A 17282-nucleotide genomic window follows, 5' to 3' on the forward strand; every position below is an offset into this window, starting at 1 on the left:
CCACATGAAGGCAAGTTATGAAACGGCTGCTCTTCGTCTTGGCGGAAAGGAGTTGCGTTCCCGGTTTTTTCTGGGCACGGGACGTTTCCCGAGTCCAGCTGTCATGCAGCTAGCATTGGATGCATCCGGAGCGGAAGTCATCACTTTTGCAGTGCGGCGTGTAGATCTGGAGAGCTATGAGGATGATTCGATCTTGCAGCATCTTGGAGAGAGAGGGCTTACTTATTTGCCGAATACTTCAGGAGCCAGCACTGCGGAAGAGGCCGTGCGAATCGCGAGATTGGCACGGGCTGCGGGTCTTGGCAATTGGATCAAAATCGAAATTAGCGGAAGTCCTGTGACGCTTCTGCCCGATCCGATCGAGACACTTAAAGCTACAGATATATTGGCCAACGAAGGATTTGTTGTGCTGCCTTATACGTCCGACGATCCTATTCTTTGCAAACGGCTTGAAGAAGCGGGAGCGGCAGCTGTGATGCCAGGGGCTTCACCGATCGGTACGGGACTCGGCCTGCTTAATCCCTATTATTTGGGACTGATTATGGAAGGCGCGAAGGTTCCCGTCATTATAGACGCTGGGATTGGATCGCCTAAGGACGCCGCGGAAGCAATGGAGCTAGGCGCTGCAGCTATTCTAGCTAATACGCCTATCGCCAAAGCGAAGGACCCGGTCAAGATGGCGCAAGCCTTCGCGATGGCAATTGAGGCCGGACGGCTGGCAAGCGAAGCGGGCAGAGTACCGAAGAAACGCTATGCTTCGGCAAGCAGCGATCCCGCCGGCTCATTGTTCCTGCAGCCTGCTTCTGTAAGCCATGGTGGGGAGGGCTATTAGTGCCGCAATCAGTCATCATGCTTGGCGGCGGCATTATTGGCTTGTCATGCGCATTCGAAGCCGCTCTTAGAGGCTACCAGGTCACCGTGCTGGAGTCCGGGAAGTTCGGTGGCCAAGCATCGGGCGCAGCGGCTGGCATGTTGGCTCCCTATTCAGAAAATATCGAACAACCGGATCCATTCTTCCGACTATGTCTCCAAAGCTTGCGGCTCTATGAGCAATGGGTCGAGAAGGTAGAATCCATCTCCGGCATGTCGACCGACTGGGTCAGGAGCGGGAGCTTGAATGTCTATCGCCACGAAGCGGACCTGCTCCCACTGCAATCCAGAATGAGATGGCATAACGAGTGGGGAGCCAAGGCAGAACGGATCGAGGGAGAAGCATTGCGGGCGTTGGAGCCGGGTCTGTCGCATGACATCGAAGTTGCCCTATATTGTCCCGAAGAGAGTCATATCTACGCTCCGGGTCTCGTAACCGCGCTGGAGACGGCTTGCCGCAAGCTTGGCGTCAAGCTGAACGATCATGCCGGAGAGCTGCTTGATATTTCGTTCCATGAGAGTGCCGGTGTATCCGTGCAGATGTCCGGGCTGTCAAAGCTATCGGGGGATCGTATCGTCATTTGCTCCGGCGCATGGTCGGGCGCCTTGGAGCGCTGGCTGGACATCCACATTCCAATTCACCCTATTCGCGGGCAAATCTGCTCTTATGAGAGTAAGGCCGATGACTTGCGGCATATGGTGTTCTCCAGTGGGGCCTATTGGGTGAACAAGCCGATAGGCCGCATCGTCTGCGGAGCTTCTGAGGATGTCTCGGGATTTGATTCCTCGGTTACTGATCGTGGCATCCAACGACTGATCCGGGCAAGCGACCGCTGGATGCCAAGGCTGGCTGGCCGTGAAACGGCTTATCGCTGGGCCGGACTTCGGCCGGCTACGATGGATGGACTGCCGCTGATCGGCAATGTGGTCGGCAAGCCTTCCGCTATGATGGCGTCTGGACACTATCGCAATGGGATTCTGCTCAGTCCAGTTACCGCCATGCTGATATGTGATCTGTTGGATGGAGGGGGAGATTCTTCGCTACTAGAAGCGATATCTCCGAATCGTTTCACGAATCTGTGAACATATAGAAATAGAGGATGGTCACGTTAGTATAACGGCGTGGCCATCCTCTATTCTTTAAGACAAATTCCAACGCAGTACGACGCCAGCTTGAGTCAGACCGCCACCGAAACCATGAAGCAAAAGGATGTGGCCGGTCTTCACTCGGCCGTCTCGTACTGCATCGTCTAGCGCAAGTGGGATGGATGCGGCAGATGTATTGCCATACTTCGCAATGCTGGATAACGCCTGATCTTCACGAAAGCCAATTCTTTCGCATAAAGCGTCTATAATTCGTTGATTCGCATTATGTGGGACGAACCAGTCGATATCTTCCGGCTTCATATTGCATTGCTGAAGTAATTCTCGTATGCCTTCCGAAACACGGCTGACGGCCCAACGATACACCTCTCTACCGTTCTGTACAAGCTTTCCGTTTGTCTGAATGGCGAAATTCCCGATGGCTGGAGACAAGTTGCTCAAATAAACATGTTTGCCTCCATCTCCCTCTGTATTGGAGTATGCCCCCAGCATAGCCCCGATGCCATCCGAAGAACGTTCCACCAATACAGCTCCGGCTCCATCTCCGAACAAGATGCAGGTCGTACGATCGTTATAATCTGTAATTTTCGTCAAGGCATCAGCAGCCAGAACAAGCACTTTTCGATACATGCCTGACAGCAGCAATCCGTTCGCCAGTTGCAGGGCCGCTGTAAAGCCTGCGCAAGCGGCTTGAATATCAATGGAACCGCATTGCTTGATGTTGAATTTGGCCTGAATCATTGCGGCAACGCTTGGGAAGATCGTGTCCGGCGTAGAAGTCGCTGTAACAATATAATCAACGTCGCTCAGCTCTGAGCCGTATCGTTCCACCATATTATCGATGGCTTTAGCGATGAGGTCGGATGTAAATTCGTTTTCGCCCGCTACATGCCGCTCTTTGATACCCGTTCGTTGAACGATCCATTCATCGTTTGTTTCGACCATAGCGGCGAGATCGTTATTGGTAAGCTTGCGTGCCGGCACGTAAGAGCCAATAGCGGTTATTGTACTATTGGAGAGCAAGGACGGAGTAGGTTTTGCCTCATTTTGAACGGAAGATAACATTAGATACACCTCTTTCGCTATAATTTAGTACCAGATACTAATACTTGATACTAAAAATATAAACGCTGAATTGCCAATTGTCAACGGGCGAATAGCGGCAGACTGAATGACAAACGCTATAGTGGAGTCTGAATCAGGCTAAGTAACTACAGGAACGGGAGGTTGGCTAATGAGAAAAAAAATGATAACGACGTTGACGGCAGGCGTAATGCTCACTGCTTTAGTAAGCGGCTGCGGGATGGAGTATCAAGGCGACTTGGGCAACAAAAACATTCGGAAACATTCCATCAGATACGATTCCAGCGGTTCCTTAATTAAGGATAAGCGCTTTTCGGACGATGGTATGAATGAACGCAACCGCGTGAACGGCAGACCATTAAGGAGCAATAATCTGGTTGGATCTCATAAAAATTATCGTCTTGAAGCGAGCCGGGCTATCGCTGATCAATTAACCCAAATGAAACCCATTCACTCATCCTCCGTCATGCTGGCTGACGATAATGCCTATGTTGCAGTATCTTTGGATGGGAATAGCATGAATGTGCAAGCTCAAGGATTAAGTCGGACGCATATTGGACTGTTCAGCAAAGACGGCGGGCTAAGGGGCAAGCGCATGAGCAGCTTGTCAACGGGGGAAGATAAACTGACGGAAGAGCTGAAAGCACAAATTACAAGTGCTGTGAAAGAACTGAGGCCGGACGTCGTGCATGTGTATGTGTCCGCCAATCCTGAATTTGTCGGCAGAATGGACGCCTACATGAAGGACGATGAGTTGGGATATCCTGTTCAGAATTATATTATGGAGTTTAACGGACTTGTGGAGCGTGTATTCCCGGTCGTCAAGCCGCAAGTGACTAATAAGGACTTGTTGAAAACAACAAGCGTGTCGAAGAAATACAGACTCCTTGATTAAAAACATAGTTAATGGTTATGAAGGCTGACCGCCGTATAGGCAGGTCGGCTTTTTTGCGCGTGTGGAAACAACCGTCGATTACAGCTCATACATCCCGACTGGGCAAATCGGGCTTGAGGGCAATGGCAAAAGAATACAAGCATGCGCCCGAAGTCTGTACGAGGCTGGTATCCAGAGGCGGCCAAAAGCATGTATTTTTTGTTATTTTCATTGACCTTGCCAGATGCATTCGATAAAGTGGTTATGAGTTTGTATAATAATAGGCAACGGATGGATAAGGAAAGGAAACGTGATAAAGATGAGCAAAGGCTTTTCCCGAATACTCGCTATGATGCTCCTGCTCTTCTTGCTGGTGCCAGGCATTGCAGTGAACGCAGCCGGAAACTTGCTAATAAACGGTGATTTTGAAGCTGCAGCCAGCGAGATGCCGGATGGTTGGAAGACGGAAGCATGGATCGACGACAGTGGCGTAACCCAATACGGAATCGATCGGAACGTGTTTTATTCAGGGAAACAGTCTGCGTATATACATAACAGCGGGGACAATCATGCACGCCTGCTGCAACAGGTTAAAGTGAAATCCAAAACGACGTATCGGATCTCCGGTTATGTAAAGACGGAGGGGGTAGGCAATCAAGCGACAGGCGCTCATCTGTATGTTGAGGGCGTGGCGGTGCATTATCCTGAATTCCGCGATACGAACGGGACATGGGCACATCTGGAATTTTACGGAAAGACGGGCAAGGATCAGAAGGAGATACTGGTTGGCGCAAGTCTTGGAGGCTATGGAAGTCTCCATACAGGCAAGGCCTGGTTCGATGATCTCAAGGTCGAAAAGGTATCAGAAGCGCCTGACGGCGTCGAGGTCTTCTCGTTGGAGCAGACTGCTTCGGTCGGCGAAGAATCGGATGGACCGCAGAAGGTGTCTATTCTGGGGATGTTGATTTATACGGGACTCTTCTCTCTATTGTACGCATTCGTGTCCACCAAGCTATTCCGTGACCGGAATTTGCTAGAACCGCGTAGAAGTAGTGTATCGACTCTGCTGTGGATTTCCTTTGCTGCGGCTTTGGCTATGCGTATTGTGCTGGCTCTTCGTCATGAAGGATACGCTAATGATATTGCCCTGTTCATGTTCTGGTCGGAGCAGGCTGTTCGTGAAGGGCTGGCAGGTTTCTACCATACAGAGATGTTCGTCGATTATCCTCCGGGTTACATATACGTCTTGTTTGCCCTGGGTCATATTAAAAGCTGGCTTGGCATAACGGGCGAAGCTGCTGCGTTGCTGTTGTACAAGCTGCCAGCTATTGCGGCGGATTTGGGCGCGGCGGTTGTTATCTTCCGGGCCGCAGCCAGAAAGCTGGGCGCTCCTGTGGCGACGGGCCTGGCGATGTTGTGGCTGTTCAATCCGGCCGTCATTTTGGACTCCGCCGCATGGGGGCAAGTCGATTCGGTGTTTGCGCTCGTTCTCTCCTTGTCACTGCTTGGGATTGCGGAGAAGCGCTTTGGCAAAGCAGCCGTTTGGTATGCGATTGCTGCCTTGATCAAGCCGCAAGCTTTCATCTTTATGCCAGTGCTGCTGCTTGCCTTGCTGGCACGCAAGAAATGGAAGAACGTTGCGGTTACTGCTTATTACGGGTTTGGCACGTTTATTCTGCTTGCCTTGCCTTTCTTCTGGTCGAGCGGAGGACTGAAGGCGTTGTACGAGCTGTATAAGGGGACATTGTCCTCTTATCCTTATGCGACGTTGAATGCCTTTAATGTATATGCATTAAATGGTGCCAACTGGAAGCCGCTTACGGAAAGCTGGCTGTTCCTGAACTATCAGCTCTGGGGTACTCTTTTTGTAGTAGTTGCGGTGGCTCTGGCCGTCTGGTTCAGCCTGGCAGGCAAGCGCCGGGAAGGCGAAGACCGGAGCTTCTTCATCGCGATGACGCTCATTGCTGTCGTGTTCATCCTTGTGACAAAGATGCATGAAAGATACATGTTCCCGATTCTGCTGCTAAGCTTGTTTGCCTTTATTCAAATGCGGGATCGCCGAATACTGCATATATTCTACGGATTTACAGTTACGAATTTCTTCAATATGAGCTATGTGCTGGAGTACAGCAAGACGACAACAAATGTCGTTATGGATGGTGTTGTTTTGCTGGTTTCGATAAGCAACATCGGTTTGCTGCTCTATATGCTTTATGTTGGCTATGACCATTACAAGCGGGGACGTACGCTTGAGCTCCTTCCGGTAACGGCAGAAGATAAGAAGGAAGCGGATCAGCGTCTACTGACGAGTGTGATACAAGAGCGGGTGACGGGTGACAAGAATAAGCGGCTCCTGACGCGCATGGATTGGATCTGGATAGGAGCATTGACGGCTGTTTATGCCGCAGTCGCACTCATCGGTCTCGGTTCTATGAAGGGGCCGGAGACGCCTTGGCAGCCGTCAAGCAGCGGACAAAGCTTCTATATCGATCTGGGCGAGGAGAAGCATCTGGAGCGGGTTACGACCTTTGGCGGCGTCGGAACAGGCAAGTTCCGATTGGAGTTCGGACTTCAGCCGGATGAGTGGACGAGTCCGATTGAGGTGGACAATAACCATGTGGCGGTGTTCGCATGGCGCAGTCAGACCGTTGATCTGACTGCACGCTATGTGAAGCTGACCGCTACGACAACGGGGTTTTCCCTGCACGAGATGGGCATTTATGAAGCGGGAAGCAAAGTGCCGCTTGAGATCGCCTCGATTCATGACGAACAAGCAGGAGAGCCTAGGAGAGGCAATGTAGCTCAACTATTCGATGAGCAAGACTTGATGATATATGGGCATAATTATATGAAGGGCAGCTATTTCGACGAGATTTATCATGCTAGAACGGCCTATGAGAATCTGGAAGGCATCGTCGCTTATGAGAATACCCATCCACCGCTTGGCAAAATCATCATTGCGCTTGGCATCAAGCTGTTCGGCCTCAATCCGTTCGGATGGCGCATCGCAGGGACACTAATCGGGGTCGCGATGGTTCCTATTATCTATATGACGGCCAAGCGGCTGTTCGGTCGAACAGCGTACGCTGCTCTTGCAGCGGGTTTGCTAGCCGTGGACTTTATGCACTTCACGCAGACGAGAATTTCGACGATTGATGTATATGGTGTTTTCTTTATCATGCTGATGTTCCACTTTATGAACAAATATATGGCACTGAGCTTCTATAGAACTAAGTTGCTTGCGACGATGGTGCCGCTCGGTCTCGCTGGCTTGTTCTTCGGGCTTGGCGTTGCGTCGAAATGGATCGTTCTCTACGGTGGAGCAGGTCTGGCCGTTATGCTGGGCCTATCACTGTGGGATCGGTACAAGGAATATGCGGCGGCGAAGCGCATGCTTCGACGGAAGGATGATGCCGCTGCGACGTTGGATTCAGATGCGTTGGGGCGGATCGTATCCGTATTTCCAGTCTATACAATCTGGACGCTGGCTGCTTGTCTGATCTTCTATATCGCGATTCCTGCCGGTATCTACGCTCTCTCTTACATTCCGGTGTTAACGGTTATGAGCGAGGGATACACGCTTAAGTCGCTGATCGATTACCAAGTGCATATGTACAGCTATCACAGCCATCTGGTGTCGTCGCATCCTTTCTCCTCCTCTTGGTGGGAGTGGCCGTTCATGAAGCGTCCGGTCTGGTATTATTCTGGCGGCGAGCTGGCGGCGGGAATGAAGTCGACGATCGTGGCAATGGGCAATCCGCTGATTTGGTGGACGGGCATTGCGGCGATGCTGGCGACGATGTGGATTAGCATCAAACGCCGCGACAAGCACGTCTATATGTTATGGATCGCCTTCCTGGCACAATATGTACCGTGGATGCTCGTACCGCGTGAGACGTTCCTGTATCATTATTTCGCTATGGTGCCGTTCGTCATTTTAAGTATCGTTTACTTATTTCAATTGGCGGAGGAGCGCAACCCGAGAATCAAGAAGATTCGGAACGGATTTGTGATTGCCGCTGCTATATTGTTTGTTCTGTACTACCCTGCGCTATCCGGATTGACAGTACCGATCTGGTATATTGATTTGTTGCGCTGGTTCCCTAGCTGGGTATTTTAATATGGAGATTAGATGAGGAGCATCGTCATGGAGAACAAGGTCAAGTATAGCGTTATTGTGCCAATGTATAACGAAGAAGAAGTGATCGAGCATACGTACGGCAGGCTGAAGGAAGTGATGGACCGTGCGGACGGGAGATACGAGCTGATCTTCGTTAACGACGGGAGCAAGGATCGCTCCGTAGAGCTGGTGAAATCGTTCAGCGCGAACGACCAGAACGTAAGGTTGATTGATTTCTCTCGAAACTTCGGTCATCAAATCGCGATTACGGCCGGCATGGACTATGCGAAGGGCGATGCGGTTGTTGTTATCGATGCGGACCTGCAGGACCCGCCTGAAGTGATTCTGGACATGATCGCAAAGTGGAAGGATGGCTATGAGGTGGTGTACGGCCGCAGGCTGAAGCGTAAAGGGGAGACGCTGTTCAAGAAGCTGACCGCGCTTGCCTTCTACAGGCTCCTGCGCAGCATGACCAATGTGGACATTCCGCTGGATACGGGAGACTTCAGACTTATCGACCGCAAAGTATGCGACGTGCTGCGCGGCTTGAAGGAGAAAAACCGCTTTGTCCGGGGCTTGATCAGTTGGATCGGTTTCAAGCAGACAAGCGTCGAATATGTGCGCGAGGAGCGGTTCGCGGGAGAAACAAAATATCCGCTGAAAAAAATGATCAGCTTTGCACTGGACGGTATTACAAGCTTCTCCTACAAGCCGCTGAAAATTGCTACCTATCTCGGTTTTTTCCTGTCGCTAGGGAGCTTCATCTATTTGCTAGTTGTGCTGTACCAGCGCTTGTTCACCGATACGACAGAGACGGGATGGACAACAATCGTTGCTCTCAACTTGCTATTCAACGGCATTATCTTGCTCTTGCTCGGCGTGATTGGGGAGTACATTGGTCGTATCTACGATGAATCCAAGAACCGCCCGCTTTATATTGTTAGGGAAGTCGAGGGATACTCGGAGCAAGCATCAGAAGAAGCAAGGGTCAAAGCCGATGCGGAACGTGCCAAGCAGTATGTCTGATCGAGCCGGAAATCGTTCCATTAAGCAATTTCTTACGTTCAGCATAATCGGCGGACTAAACACACTTATCGATATGGCGGTGTTCACGCTGCTGATTGTTGTGCATACGCATTATTCAATTGCACAGATAGCGGCTTACGCGGCAGGCATGTTGAATAGTTATATGATGAACAGTATATTTACTTTTCGAAACGAAACGGCGGCTAGCGACAAGCGTGGAGGGGTGAGCCGAATGCTTAGGTTCCTTCTTTGGAATTTATGCATGCTGGCTGTATCCTTGCTGCTGCTTGTGTTTGCAACGGAATGGATCGGGTTGCATGAGCTGGCCGGGAAGGCCATTGTAACCGTGCTTATTGTGGCGTTGAACTTCTACGGAAGCAAGAAGTGGGTGTTTGCCGGCCGCAAGCCGGTGGAGAGAGGAGGCATGTCATGAAGAGACTGCTATCTTATGGACTCATTATTATCGGTCTGCTTATTATTGTATATCCCCGGGCTAGCGCATGGCTCGATGACAGGCAGCAGGAGAAGCTGATGGCGCAGTGGGAAGAGAGTGCGGATGACGAGGAGGCGCTGCAGGAAGCTATCGATCAGTACGACCGTCTTTCGGCTTTGTTTGCCGAAGCGGAGTCTGATGAGGACAACGCCAGCGCAACACCAGATGCGGTGGAGACGGAGGAGCCAACGGACACGCCGGAACCTTCCAAGGAGCCACCGAAGCTGAATGCCATTGCTACGATACGGATTCCGAGCATTAAGGTGAACCTGCCCGTACTGGAGGGCGCCACGCAAAAAAACATGAAATACGCCGCCGCACATTTGACAGAGACGGCCCCAATCGGAGAAGTCGGCAATGCGGCAATTGCTGCGCACCGCATGAGAGCGAAGGGCAAGCTGTTCAATCGTCTGAATGAGGTGAAGAAAGGCGACAAGATCGTGGTCGAGACAAAAGGCGAGACGTATACCTATGTGGTGACAGGCACGTCTATTGTGGTGCCTACCGATGTATCTGTCCTCAATTACAATAAGACAGACCGAAGACTGACGTTAATCACTTGCGATCCCGTTGTCGATCCGACTCACCGGCTCATTGTTCATGCTGAGATGGCATAAGCCGAAGTTCTAACGCGCCCATTTTACTCCTATACAGCACCATCGCTATCCCCCCTTCATATGATAAGTTGACTGTATCCCTTGCCCTTGTTATACCATAAAAACCCGAGCAAGGAGGGGTGACAAATCTTGAAGGGAAGCGACCATAAGAGCAAGTTTTTATTGACACATCGTGAACGAGAGGTATTCGAGCTGTTGGTGCAGGACAAAACGACACGAGACATTGCGCAGCAATTATTCATCAGCGAGAAAACCGTCCGCAATCATATTTCGAATGTTATGCAGAAATTGAATGTCAAAGGTCGTTCGCAAGCGGTTGTCGAGCTGATTAAGCTTGGGGAGTTACAAATTTAACATAGCCAGGTCTCTCCATTCTCGTTTGTCAGGGCTTTTGCCCTTTCTACATGCTAACTATATGATTGTTTTGAAGACAGCATAGCGATATGTTGTCTTTTTTTTGCGTGTTTGAAATGATATGAGGATGGTTATGAGGTTGCTGAAGTGTGGAAAAGGAGATTAGTAAGAGAACAATAATTGAAAGTTAATACCCATAATGAATTTGCATGGTACCAAAGTCGATTTTACATTTCGTTTTTATCATAAAGTCAACGCCCAGTATGCCGTCAAAACCGTAAGGTTCTTGTATAGAACCCAGCTGAATCGGAAAATCATTTAATACAAAATGTTCGATTTGAAGCGTAGGGAGCATCTGTTCATAGCAAATTTCACTTGTCCCGCCTACCCCATACATTCGTTTTGCTGTTCCGTTTATAAAATCTATGTAAATACCGATCCTGGAGAGTACATCGGTATCAAATACAGTTGCGGCACAGCCCGTATCGAACAGGACGTTTGGTAATATAATCGATTGATTATAGTGAGTTAATGTCAAAGAGACGATAGGTAAACCATGTTGGAGATGTATGTTCATGTGCGTTGCCGAACGCCAGAAAAAAATTCTTCGACTACTTCTACATCACTTCGGCTGGTATGAAATACATAGAGTTCGCGTGTTGGATGCATCTTATGAAAATGTTTGTAACCGCTCCATGCTTCTTGAGGATTTTCATAATCCTGAATAACTGACATGTCCTCCAATTGACGTATACGGTTACTTGAGCTTGCTTTAATCGCCTCTACTAGAACAAAACGGCTTGGATGCAGTTCAGTAATTTCTTCCCATTTCATTAGCCTCACCTCATTTGGAATGTAGTACTTCTATTATAGCATAGTTGTCCAAATTAGACGGAAGCTAGCACACTCAGCTCTATAAGACTCTTTAGGACGGCATATCCACATGCCGTCTTTTTGAGTATTTCCATACAAGTTTAATCGTTTTTATGACTTTGATAACTATCCGCTACCTCTCATCTTGTCTTTCTAACAGTTTCCATATTTTACGACAATCGACCTTGTTTTTGTATCAAATTCCGCAAAAAAAGTAACTTCTGTAGTGTAAAAAATCGCGTTCCTCTTATATCGTTTCGTTCGCAGGCCAGCAGTAGAATGTACATAAGCCGGAAGGAAGCAATCGCCTTCCACTACTACATTCCAGAGGAGGATACCATGTCGGGAACAACGACGAACAAGCCGCACCCTTCATCTTCGCCAGGGCTGAAATCGCTGAAAAAAACCAATCCCTTTCGCCGCTTTTGGAAGCAGATCGACGTTCAGCTTATGGTTTTTCCGGGGATATTGTTGGTTTTCGTATTCTCCTATATACCGATGTACGGCGTTCTGACTGCATTTATGGATTACAACGTGTTCACCGCGCATCGGATATTCGAGAACCCTTGGGTCGGATTCAAACACTTTGAAGCGTTTTTCAACGCTCCTAACTTTGATCAGATTATGCGGAACACGATTGTGATCAGTTTACTGAAGTTTTTTATTGGTTTTCCGGCTCCCATCGTGCTGGCGCTCATGTTGAATGAAGTCCGCCACATGGTATTTAAACGAATTGTACAAACGATTACCTATTTGCCGCACTTTATGTCATGGGTCATTGTAGGCGGTCTGGTGATGTCTCTGTTGTCTACTGACAATGGCAGCGTCAACATCCTGTTGAAAGGAATAGGCGCTATTGATGAACCAATCAACTTCCTTTCCTTAAAGGAGTATTTCTGGACCATCCTCATCTCCACAAATGTATGGAAGGAGATCGGCTTCGCTTCCATCGTCTATCTGGCCGCTATTGCCGGAGTCGATCCTCATATGTACGAGGCAGCGGAAATTGATGGGGCGAGCAAGCTGAAGCAAATTTTCCACATTACCATACCAAGCATTATGCCGGTCATTATCATCTTTATGATACTGGCGATGGGCAGCCTGCTGAATGCTGGCTTTGAGGATATCCTCATTTTGGCCTCCAATCCGATTCTGAGACCTGTGTCCGATGTCCTTGATGTATATGTCTATCGAATTGGGTTGCAGAATCAACGCTATTCATTTGCGGTTGCCATCGGGTTGTTCAAAGCCGTAATTAGTGTCGGCTTGCTGACGATGGCCAATTATTTGGCGAGAAAAGCTGGCAGCAGCCTATGGTAGTGCAATTGATAAATGATCGGGAGGTCGACGGGCCATGCGGTTAAAACGAGTCAGTTTTGGCGACCGGCTATTACTGTACTTCATCTATGCGTTTCTCATCCTGCTATCCTTCTCAGCCCTGTACCCGTTCTGGAATGCTTTCGTTGTTTCTTTCAATGAAGGGATGGATACATCAAGGGGCGGGATAACGTTCTGGCCAAGAGTTTTCACTTGGGATAACTATGATGTCGTGTTTCAGGACAATAAGTTGATCAATGGATTTCTGATTTCCTTCTACCGAACCATAGTGGGTACGGTATCCGCTACCTTGATGACGGCGATTTTGGCTTATGGCATGACCCGATCCTTTTTGATGGGCCGCAAGTTTTACATGATTTTCTTTATCTTCACTATGTACTTTGGCGGCGGATTGATCCCGAACTTCTTGCTCATTCGTTCGCTTGGGCTGATGGACAACTTTCTAGTATTCATTATTCCTGGCTTGATTAGCGTGTGGAATATGATTATATTCCGAACGTTTTTCAAAGGGTTGCCGGCTGGCCTGGAAGAATCTGCGCAAGTGGACGGCTGCAGCACATGGGGAATCTTTTTCCGAATCATATTGCCGTTATCAGGTCCGGTCATCGCTACGCTTGGCCTGTTCACCGCTATCGCGCATTGGAACGACTGGTTCGTGCCGAGCATCTACATTACGAATCCGGACCTGCTGCCCGTACAGACGATACTTCGAAGACTGCTGAACTCCAACATTATTGAATTGTCGGGACTGCCCAATGATGTGATCTCCAAAATCAATAGCGCCAGAACCTTCACCTCCAAGTCGCTTACAAGCGCAACAATGATGGTCGTCACACTTCCTATCATTATTGTGTATCCATTCGTGCAGAAATACTTTGTCAAAGGCGTGTTGATAGGTTCATTGAAAGAATAGCATCCGATTTCTTCCTAACGGTTTAAGGCGAGTTTCGCTTTGGACATAGACAATAAATATGAGAGGGGCAATAACCATGAGGAAAAGAAAGTCGTTGCTGCTCGTTGTCTCAGCGGTTCTGCTGCTGACGACGGTACTGGCAGCTTGCAGCAAGTCCGAACCGGGCAATAACAAGCCATCGCCTTCACCTGCGGCAACCAATCAGACGGGCACTGAAACAGATTCTCCGGGGGCAAATGCAGCATGGGAATTCGGATCGGAACCACTGGAATTTTCATTGTTCTTCCATTATGGTTGGACCAATTACTTGGGGATGGACGATTACCCGGCAACCAAATGGTTGAAAGAAAACAAAGGGCTCAACATCAAAGCGATTCAGGCGAATGGCAGCAATGATGAAATGATGACGACGATGATGACCGGCGGTACTTTGCCTGATGTCATCTGGATGAACCGATTCCATCCGGATATGGATCGTATGGAAGGGAACGGCCAGCTTGTCGCTTTCGATGATTACTTGGATAAATATCCGAATTTGAAGAAATGGCTCGGTGAAGAAAGAATTGATCTTCTTCGCTCCAAGGACGGAAAGCTGTATAAGTTCCCGAACTGGTATACCAATCAGTCGACCAATACGGCTGGCTATGCAGTCAACAAAAAAATATACAGAGAGCTTGGCGAGCCGAAGCTGGAGACGACAGACGAACTATATGACTATCTGGTAAAAGTGAAAGAGAAGTACGGCTCTGAGGTTGTGCCGTATGAGCCTGGTCGGGCGCAAGATGGCCAAGGCGTAGCTCTGCTGTATACGGCATTCAAAGAAGGCGCTCTATATGATTCCTTGGGCAGCCAGCTCCTCGCTGTACCTAATGGCGACAAGCTGACATCGATTTTTACAGATCCTGCTTTCCGTGAGTCGCAAAAATTCGTTTCTAAATTGTATACTGAAAAATTGATGACACAAGACGCATTCACCCAATCAGACGATCTAATTACGGAGAAGCTGGTGAATAACCGCGTCGCAGTCTATGGCAGCGCAGACGTTACAAACAAGGCCAATCAAGCTCATCTTCAAATTACGAGCACTCATCCGGAAGACGGTTACTTCGTGATCTGGCCATTCCACAAAGAAGGACTGGACAAGAACAAAATTCATCCAGGCGGTTATGACAAGCTTGGCTGGAACGTAGCGGTCATTACTAAAAATGCCAAAGACCCCGAAAAGATTTTCGCATTCCTGGATTGGTATACAGGTCCTGAGGGGATGAATCTTCAGTTCTTCGGTCCGGAGGGGAAAAACTGGAATGGATTTGACAATGAGGGATTTCCAAACTTCACAGATCAGTATAACAAAGAAGAAGTGGCCCAGCTTCAAACGGACAATTTGCCGGTCATGATCGTAGGCAATTCCGCATACATTGACCCTGCCAAGAACAAATATGAATTGTCCCAGCCAGTAGACCAACAAAACTGGCAAGCTCGATACCAGCGCGAAGTGACCTGGCCAACGGGTATCGATACAACCGAGTTCAGAAACCTGACTCCAAGGGCCGAATCGGAAGAGGCTGGTATCCAGCAGTTGTTGGCCGATATGTTCCTGCAAGTATTTGCCGACTCCTCGCAAGCGAAGAGCCCAGAGGATGTAGACCGTATTCTCGACAAGGCTGAGGCGGATGCCCAATCGCTGGGCTACAACAAGCTGCTGGAATGGCGTACGGCTCAGTGGCAAGAAAAGCGTAAAATTCTTGGACTCAGCTAGTCCCGCATAGCAAGATCAAGCATCCCAACAGGTTTGTCAGAACCCGTTGGGATGTCTGTGCATTCTGTTATATTGATCTTTTCTATATAATGTTAGTGGTGTTTTTGGTATCATTAGACTATTAACAGTCGAATTTACCATTCTTTCAAGGGGGCGCAAGGTCAGTGAACAAGAAGAGAGAAATGTTCATGCGACTTCTGCTTACAGTTCTGACATTAAGTTTGATCTGGGGCTGCAGCAATGCCGGAAGCACGGTAAGAGAACAAGAGGTAGAAGAACATACGACCCAAGAAGGCGGGCTGTATGAAAATGGCTTGTACGTCTTGGGGAGTGAGCGGCTGGATATCTCGTTTTACGCTCACTATAGCTATTATTCCATGCCTTCATGGGGCTCGGACCCTGCATCGAAGTGGATCAGGGATCAGTTCAACATTCATGTCACTCCTATTAGTTCAGATGGAAAGGCAAGGCAGAAGCTGCAGAAAATGATTGCCGGCAATCATTTGCCCAATATTGTATGGGGTGATCGCGGCTCCGATCTGGAGCAGATGAGGGAAGCGGGCTTGCTGGTGCCGCTCGATGCTTATATCGATAAGTATCCGAACCTGAAGCATTGGGCAGGAGACAAAATATTGGAATTACTTCGTTCCTCGGACGGTCACATCTATTATTTTCCCAACTACTATACGAACAGACCCTATGGCAATTCGGGATATGTCATTAACAAAAAGATATACCGGGAGTTAGGATTCCCGCCGCTTGAAACGACGGAGGATCTGTATCATTATCTGCAAATGGTGAAGGAAAGTTATCCGAATGTCATTCCATTCGAGACAGGGCAGACCAAGGAAGGGCATGGCATCGATCAGCTTTTTTCGGCGTTTAAAGAAGAAAATTTAGGTTTTACCAGATTGTATGCTGTAACGGAAGGCGACCGGATGTCGTCTATCTACAAGGATGAAGCGTTCCGCGAGTCGGCTGTATACGTGGCCAGGCTGATGCGCGAGGGATTGATACCGACGGATGCGATGACGCAGACAGAGGATCAAATTGCCGAAAAGCTGATGCTAGGAAGAGTGGCTGTCTATGCCAGCGCAAATCCGATGATCAATGCAATGGTGGGCGATGCGGAGCTGCGCAAGGTTAATCCGGACGATGGTTATATGTTCATCGAGCCGATCTATAAGCAAGGCTTAGACCGCACCAAGATTTATCCTGGCACCTACAACATCCTGGGCTGGAATGTTGCGTCCATTACGACTAGCGCAAGAAATCCGGAAGCGATATTCGCTATGCTGGATTGGATGACGGGTCCGGAGGGCTCGGCCGTCCAGATGTGGGGACCGCCAGGACCTGCGGGCTATTGGAACGGATTTTTGGATGACGGAATTACGCCTAATTTTACAGCCAGATACGGAACTGATCCGAAAGGCTTGGCGGAAATTCAAGCCATCTCCGGCGATCTCATATGGGTAGGCAATACGGTGTACCTCGATAAAACAAAAAGCGAGTTTGAGCAGACGCTGCCGGAAGAGCAGCAGAATTGGTCGACCTATTGGCAGCAGAAAATTACCTGGAAATCGCAAGGAGACGCGACGGAATTCATTAATGTGCAGCCGGCCCCAAACTCGGAGGAAGGCCAAATTATGAGCTATTTAAGAGAGATATGGCTCGATGCGCGCAGGGACGCTCTATTTGGCAAATCCGACGAGGAAGTGCTGTCCATACTGGATGATGCGCATCGTGCTTCCATGGAGGCGGGGTTTCAGCAATATTTAAATGACATCACGACGAGATGGCAAGACAATGTGAAAGTTCTGAATAACAAATAGCAGCTTACATTCATCATTGATGCTTC

General features: G+C 49.0%; 15 protein-coding genes. 12 read left to right on the forward strand and 3 right to left on the reverse strand.

Annotated features, from left to right (window positions below):
* Nucleotides 1-4 precede the first annotated feature (4 nt).
* Together DX130_RS24755 and thiO are read left to right on the forward strand one after the other, a co-directional pair.
* Nucleotides 5-832, forward strand: coding sequence for a thiazole synthase (locus tag DX130_RS24755; RefSeq protein ID WP_116049942.1), 828 nt, complete (start codon nt 5-7; stop codon nt 830-832).
* Complete coding sequence (thiO, locus tag DX130_RS24760) at nt 832-1953, forward strand: glycine oxidase ThiO (RefSeq protein ID WP_116049943.1); 1122 nt, start codon at nt 832-834, stop codon at nt 1951-1953. Before DX130_RS24755 ends, thiO begins: the two co-directional genes overlap by 1 nt.
* Before the next feature lie 57 nt (nt 1954-2010).
* On the opposite strand, the gene DX130_RS24765 is transcribed toward thiO, so the two are convergent.
* The gene (locus DX130_RS24765) at nt 2011-3039 is read right to left on the reverse strand and encodes a ketoacyl-ACP synthase III (RefSeq protein ID WP_116049945.1); all 1029 of its coding nucleotides are present in this window, start codon (nt 3037-3039) and stop codon (nt 2011-2013) included.
* Nucleotides 3040-3208: 169 nt separating this feature from the next.
* On the opposite strand from DX130_RS24765, the gene DX130_RS24770 reads away from it, so the two are divergent.
* From DX130_RS24770 to DX130_RS24795, 6 genes are all read left to right on the forward strand, one after another.
* Nucleotides 3209-3952, forward strand: coding sequence for a YhcN/YlaJ family sporulation lipoprotein (locus DX130_RS24770; RefSeq protein WP_116049947.1), 744 nt, complete (start codon nt 3209-3211; stop codon nt 3950-3952).
* A 298-nt stretch (nt 3953-4250) separates the two neighbouring features.
* Entirely contained in the window at nt 4251-8051 is a 3801-nt protein-coding gene (locus DX130_RS24775; protein ID WP_240644696.1) for a phospholipid carrier-dependent glycosyltransferase, read from the forward strand.
* A gap of 27 nt (nt 8052-8078) precedes the next feature.
* Nucleotides 8079-9077, forward strand: coding sequence for a glycosyltransferase family 2 protein (locus DX130_RS24780; protein WP_116049950.1), 999 nt, complete (start codon nt 8079-8081; stop codon nt 9075-9077).
* On the forward strand, nt 9049-9510 hold the full coding sequence (locus DX130_RS24785) for a GtrA family protein (RefSeq protein WP_165861453.1): 462 nt from the start codon (nt 9049-9051) through the stop codon (nt 9508-9510). The genes DX130_RS24780 and DX130_RS24785 overlap by 29 nt, the downstream gene beginning before the upstream one ends.
* On the forward strand, nt 9507-10187 hold the full coding sequence (locus tag DX130_RS24790; protein WP_116049953.1) for a class D sortase: 681 nt from the start codon (nt 9507-9509) through the stop codon (nt 10185-10187). The genes DX130_RS24785 and DX130_RS24790 overlap by 4 nt, the downstream gene beginning before the upstream one ends.
* A gap of 129 nt (nt 10188-10316) precedes the next feature.
* Nucleotides 10317-10541 carry a helix-turn-helix domain-containing protein gene (locus tag DX130_RS24795; protein ID WP_006040330.1) on the forward strand — a complete coding sequence of 75 codons (225 nt, stop codon included), beginning with the start codon at nt 10317-10319 and terminating at the stop codon, nt 10539-10541.
* A 187-nt stretch (nt 10542-10728) separates the two neighbouring features.
* Here DX130_RS24795 and DX130_RS24800 read toward each other — a convergent pair whose 3' ends face one another.
* Nucleotides 10729-11118 (reverse strand): retropepsin-like aspartic protease, encoded by a 390-nt coding sequence (locus DX130_RS24800; protein WP_116049955.1) that lies wholly within the window; start codon nt 11116-11118, stop codon nt 10729-10731.
* Nucleotides 11115-11375 (reverse strand): hypothetical protein, encoded by a 261-nt coding sequence (locus DX130_RS24805; RefSeq protein WP_116049956.1) that lies wholly within the window; start codon nt 11373-11375, stop codon nt 11115-11117. Before DX130_RS24805 ends, DX130_RS24800 begins: the two co-directional genes overlap by 4 nt.
* 378 nt (nt 11376-11753) lie before the next feature.
* Between DX130_RS24805 and DX130_RS24810 the strand changes: the two genes are divergently transcribed.
* From DX130_RS24810 to DX130_RS24825, 4 genes are all read left to right on the forward strand, one after another.
* Nucleotides 11754-12734, forward strand: coding sequence for an ABC transporter permease (locus tag DX130_RS24810; protein WP_116049958.1), 981 nt, complete (start codon nt 11754-11756; stop codon nt 12732-12734).
* 34 nt (nt 12735-12768) lie between these two features.
* Complete coding sequence (locus DX130_RS24815) at nt 12769-13665, forward strand: carbohydrate ABC transporter permease (RefSeq protein ID WP_116049959.1); 897 nt, start codon at nt 12769-12771, stop codon at nt 13663-13665.
* 76 nt (nt 13666-13741) lie between these two features.
* A complete protein-coding gene (locus DX130_RS24820) occupies nt 13742-15424 on the forward strand; it encodes an extracellular solute-binding protein (RefSeq protein ID WP_116049961.1) in 1683 nt (560 codons plus the stop codon).
* 164 nt (nt 15425-15588) lie between these two features.
* Complete coding sequence (locus DX130_RS24825) at nt 15589-17256, forward strand: extracellular solute-binding protein (protein ID WP_116049963.1); 1668 nt, start codon at nt 15589-15591, stop codon at nt 17254-17256.
* Nucleotides 17257-17282 lie beyond the last annotated feature (26 nt).

The sequence above is a fragment of the Paenibacillus paeoniae genome (assembly GCF_003388735.1).
Lineage (GTDB): Bacteria > Bacillota > Bacilli > Paenibacillales > Paenibacillaceae > Pristimantibacillus > Pristimantibacillus paeoniae.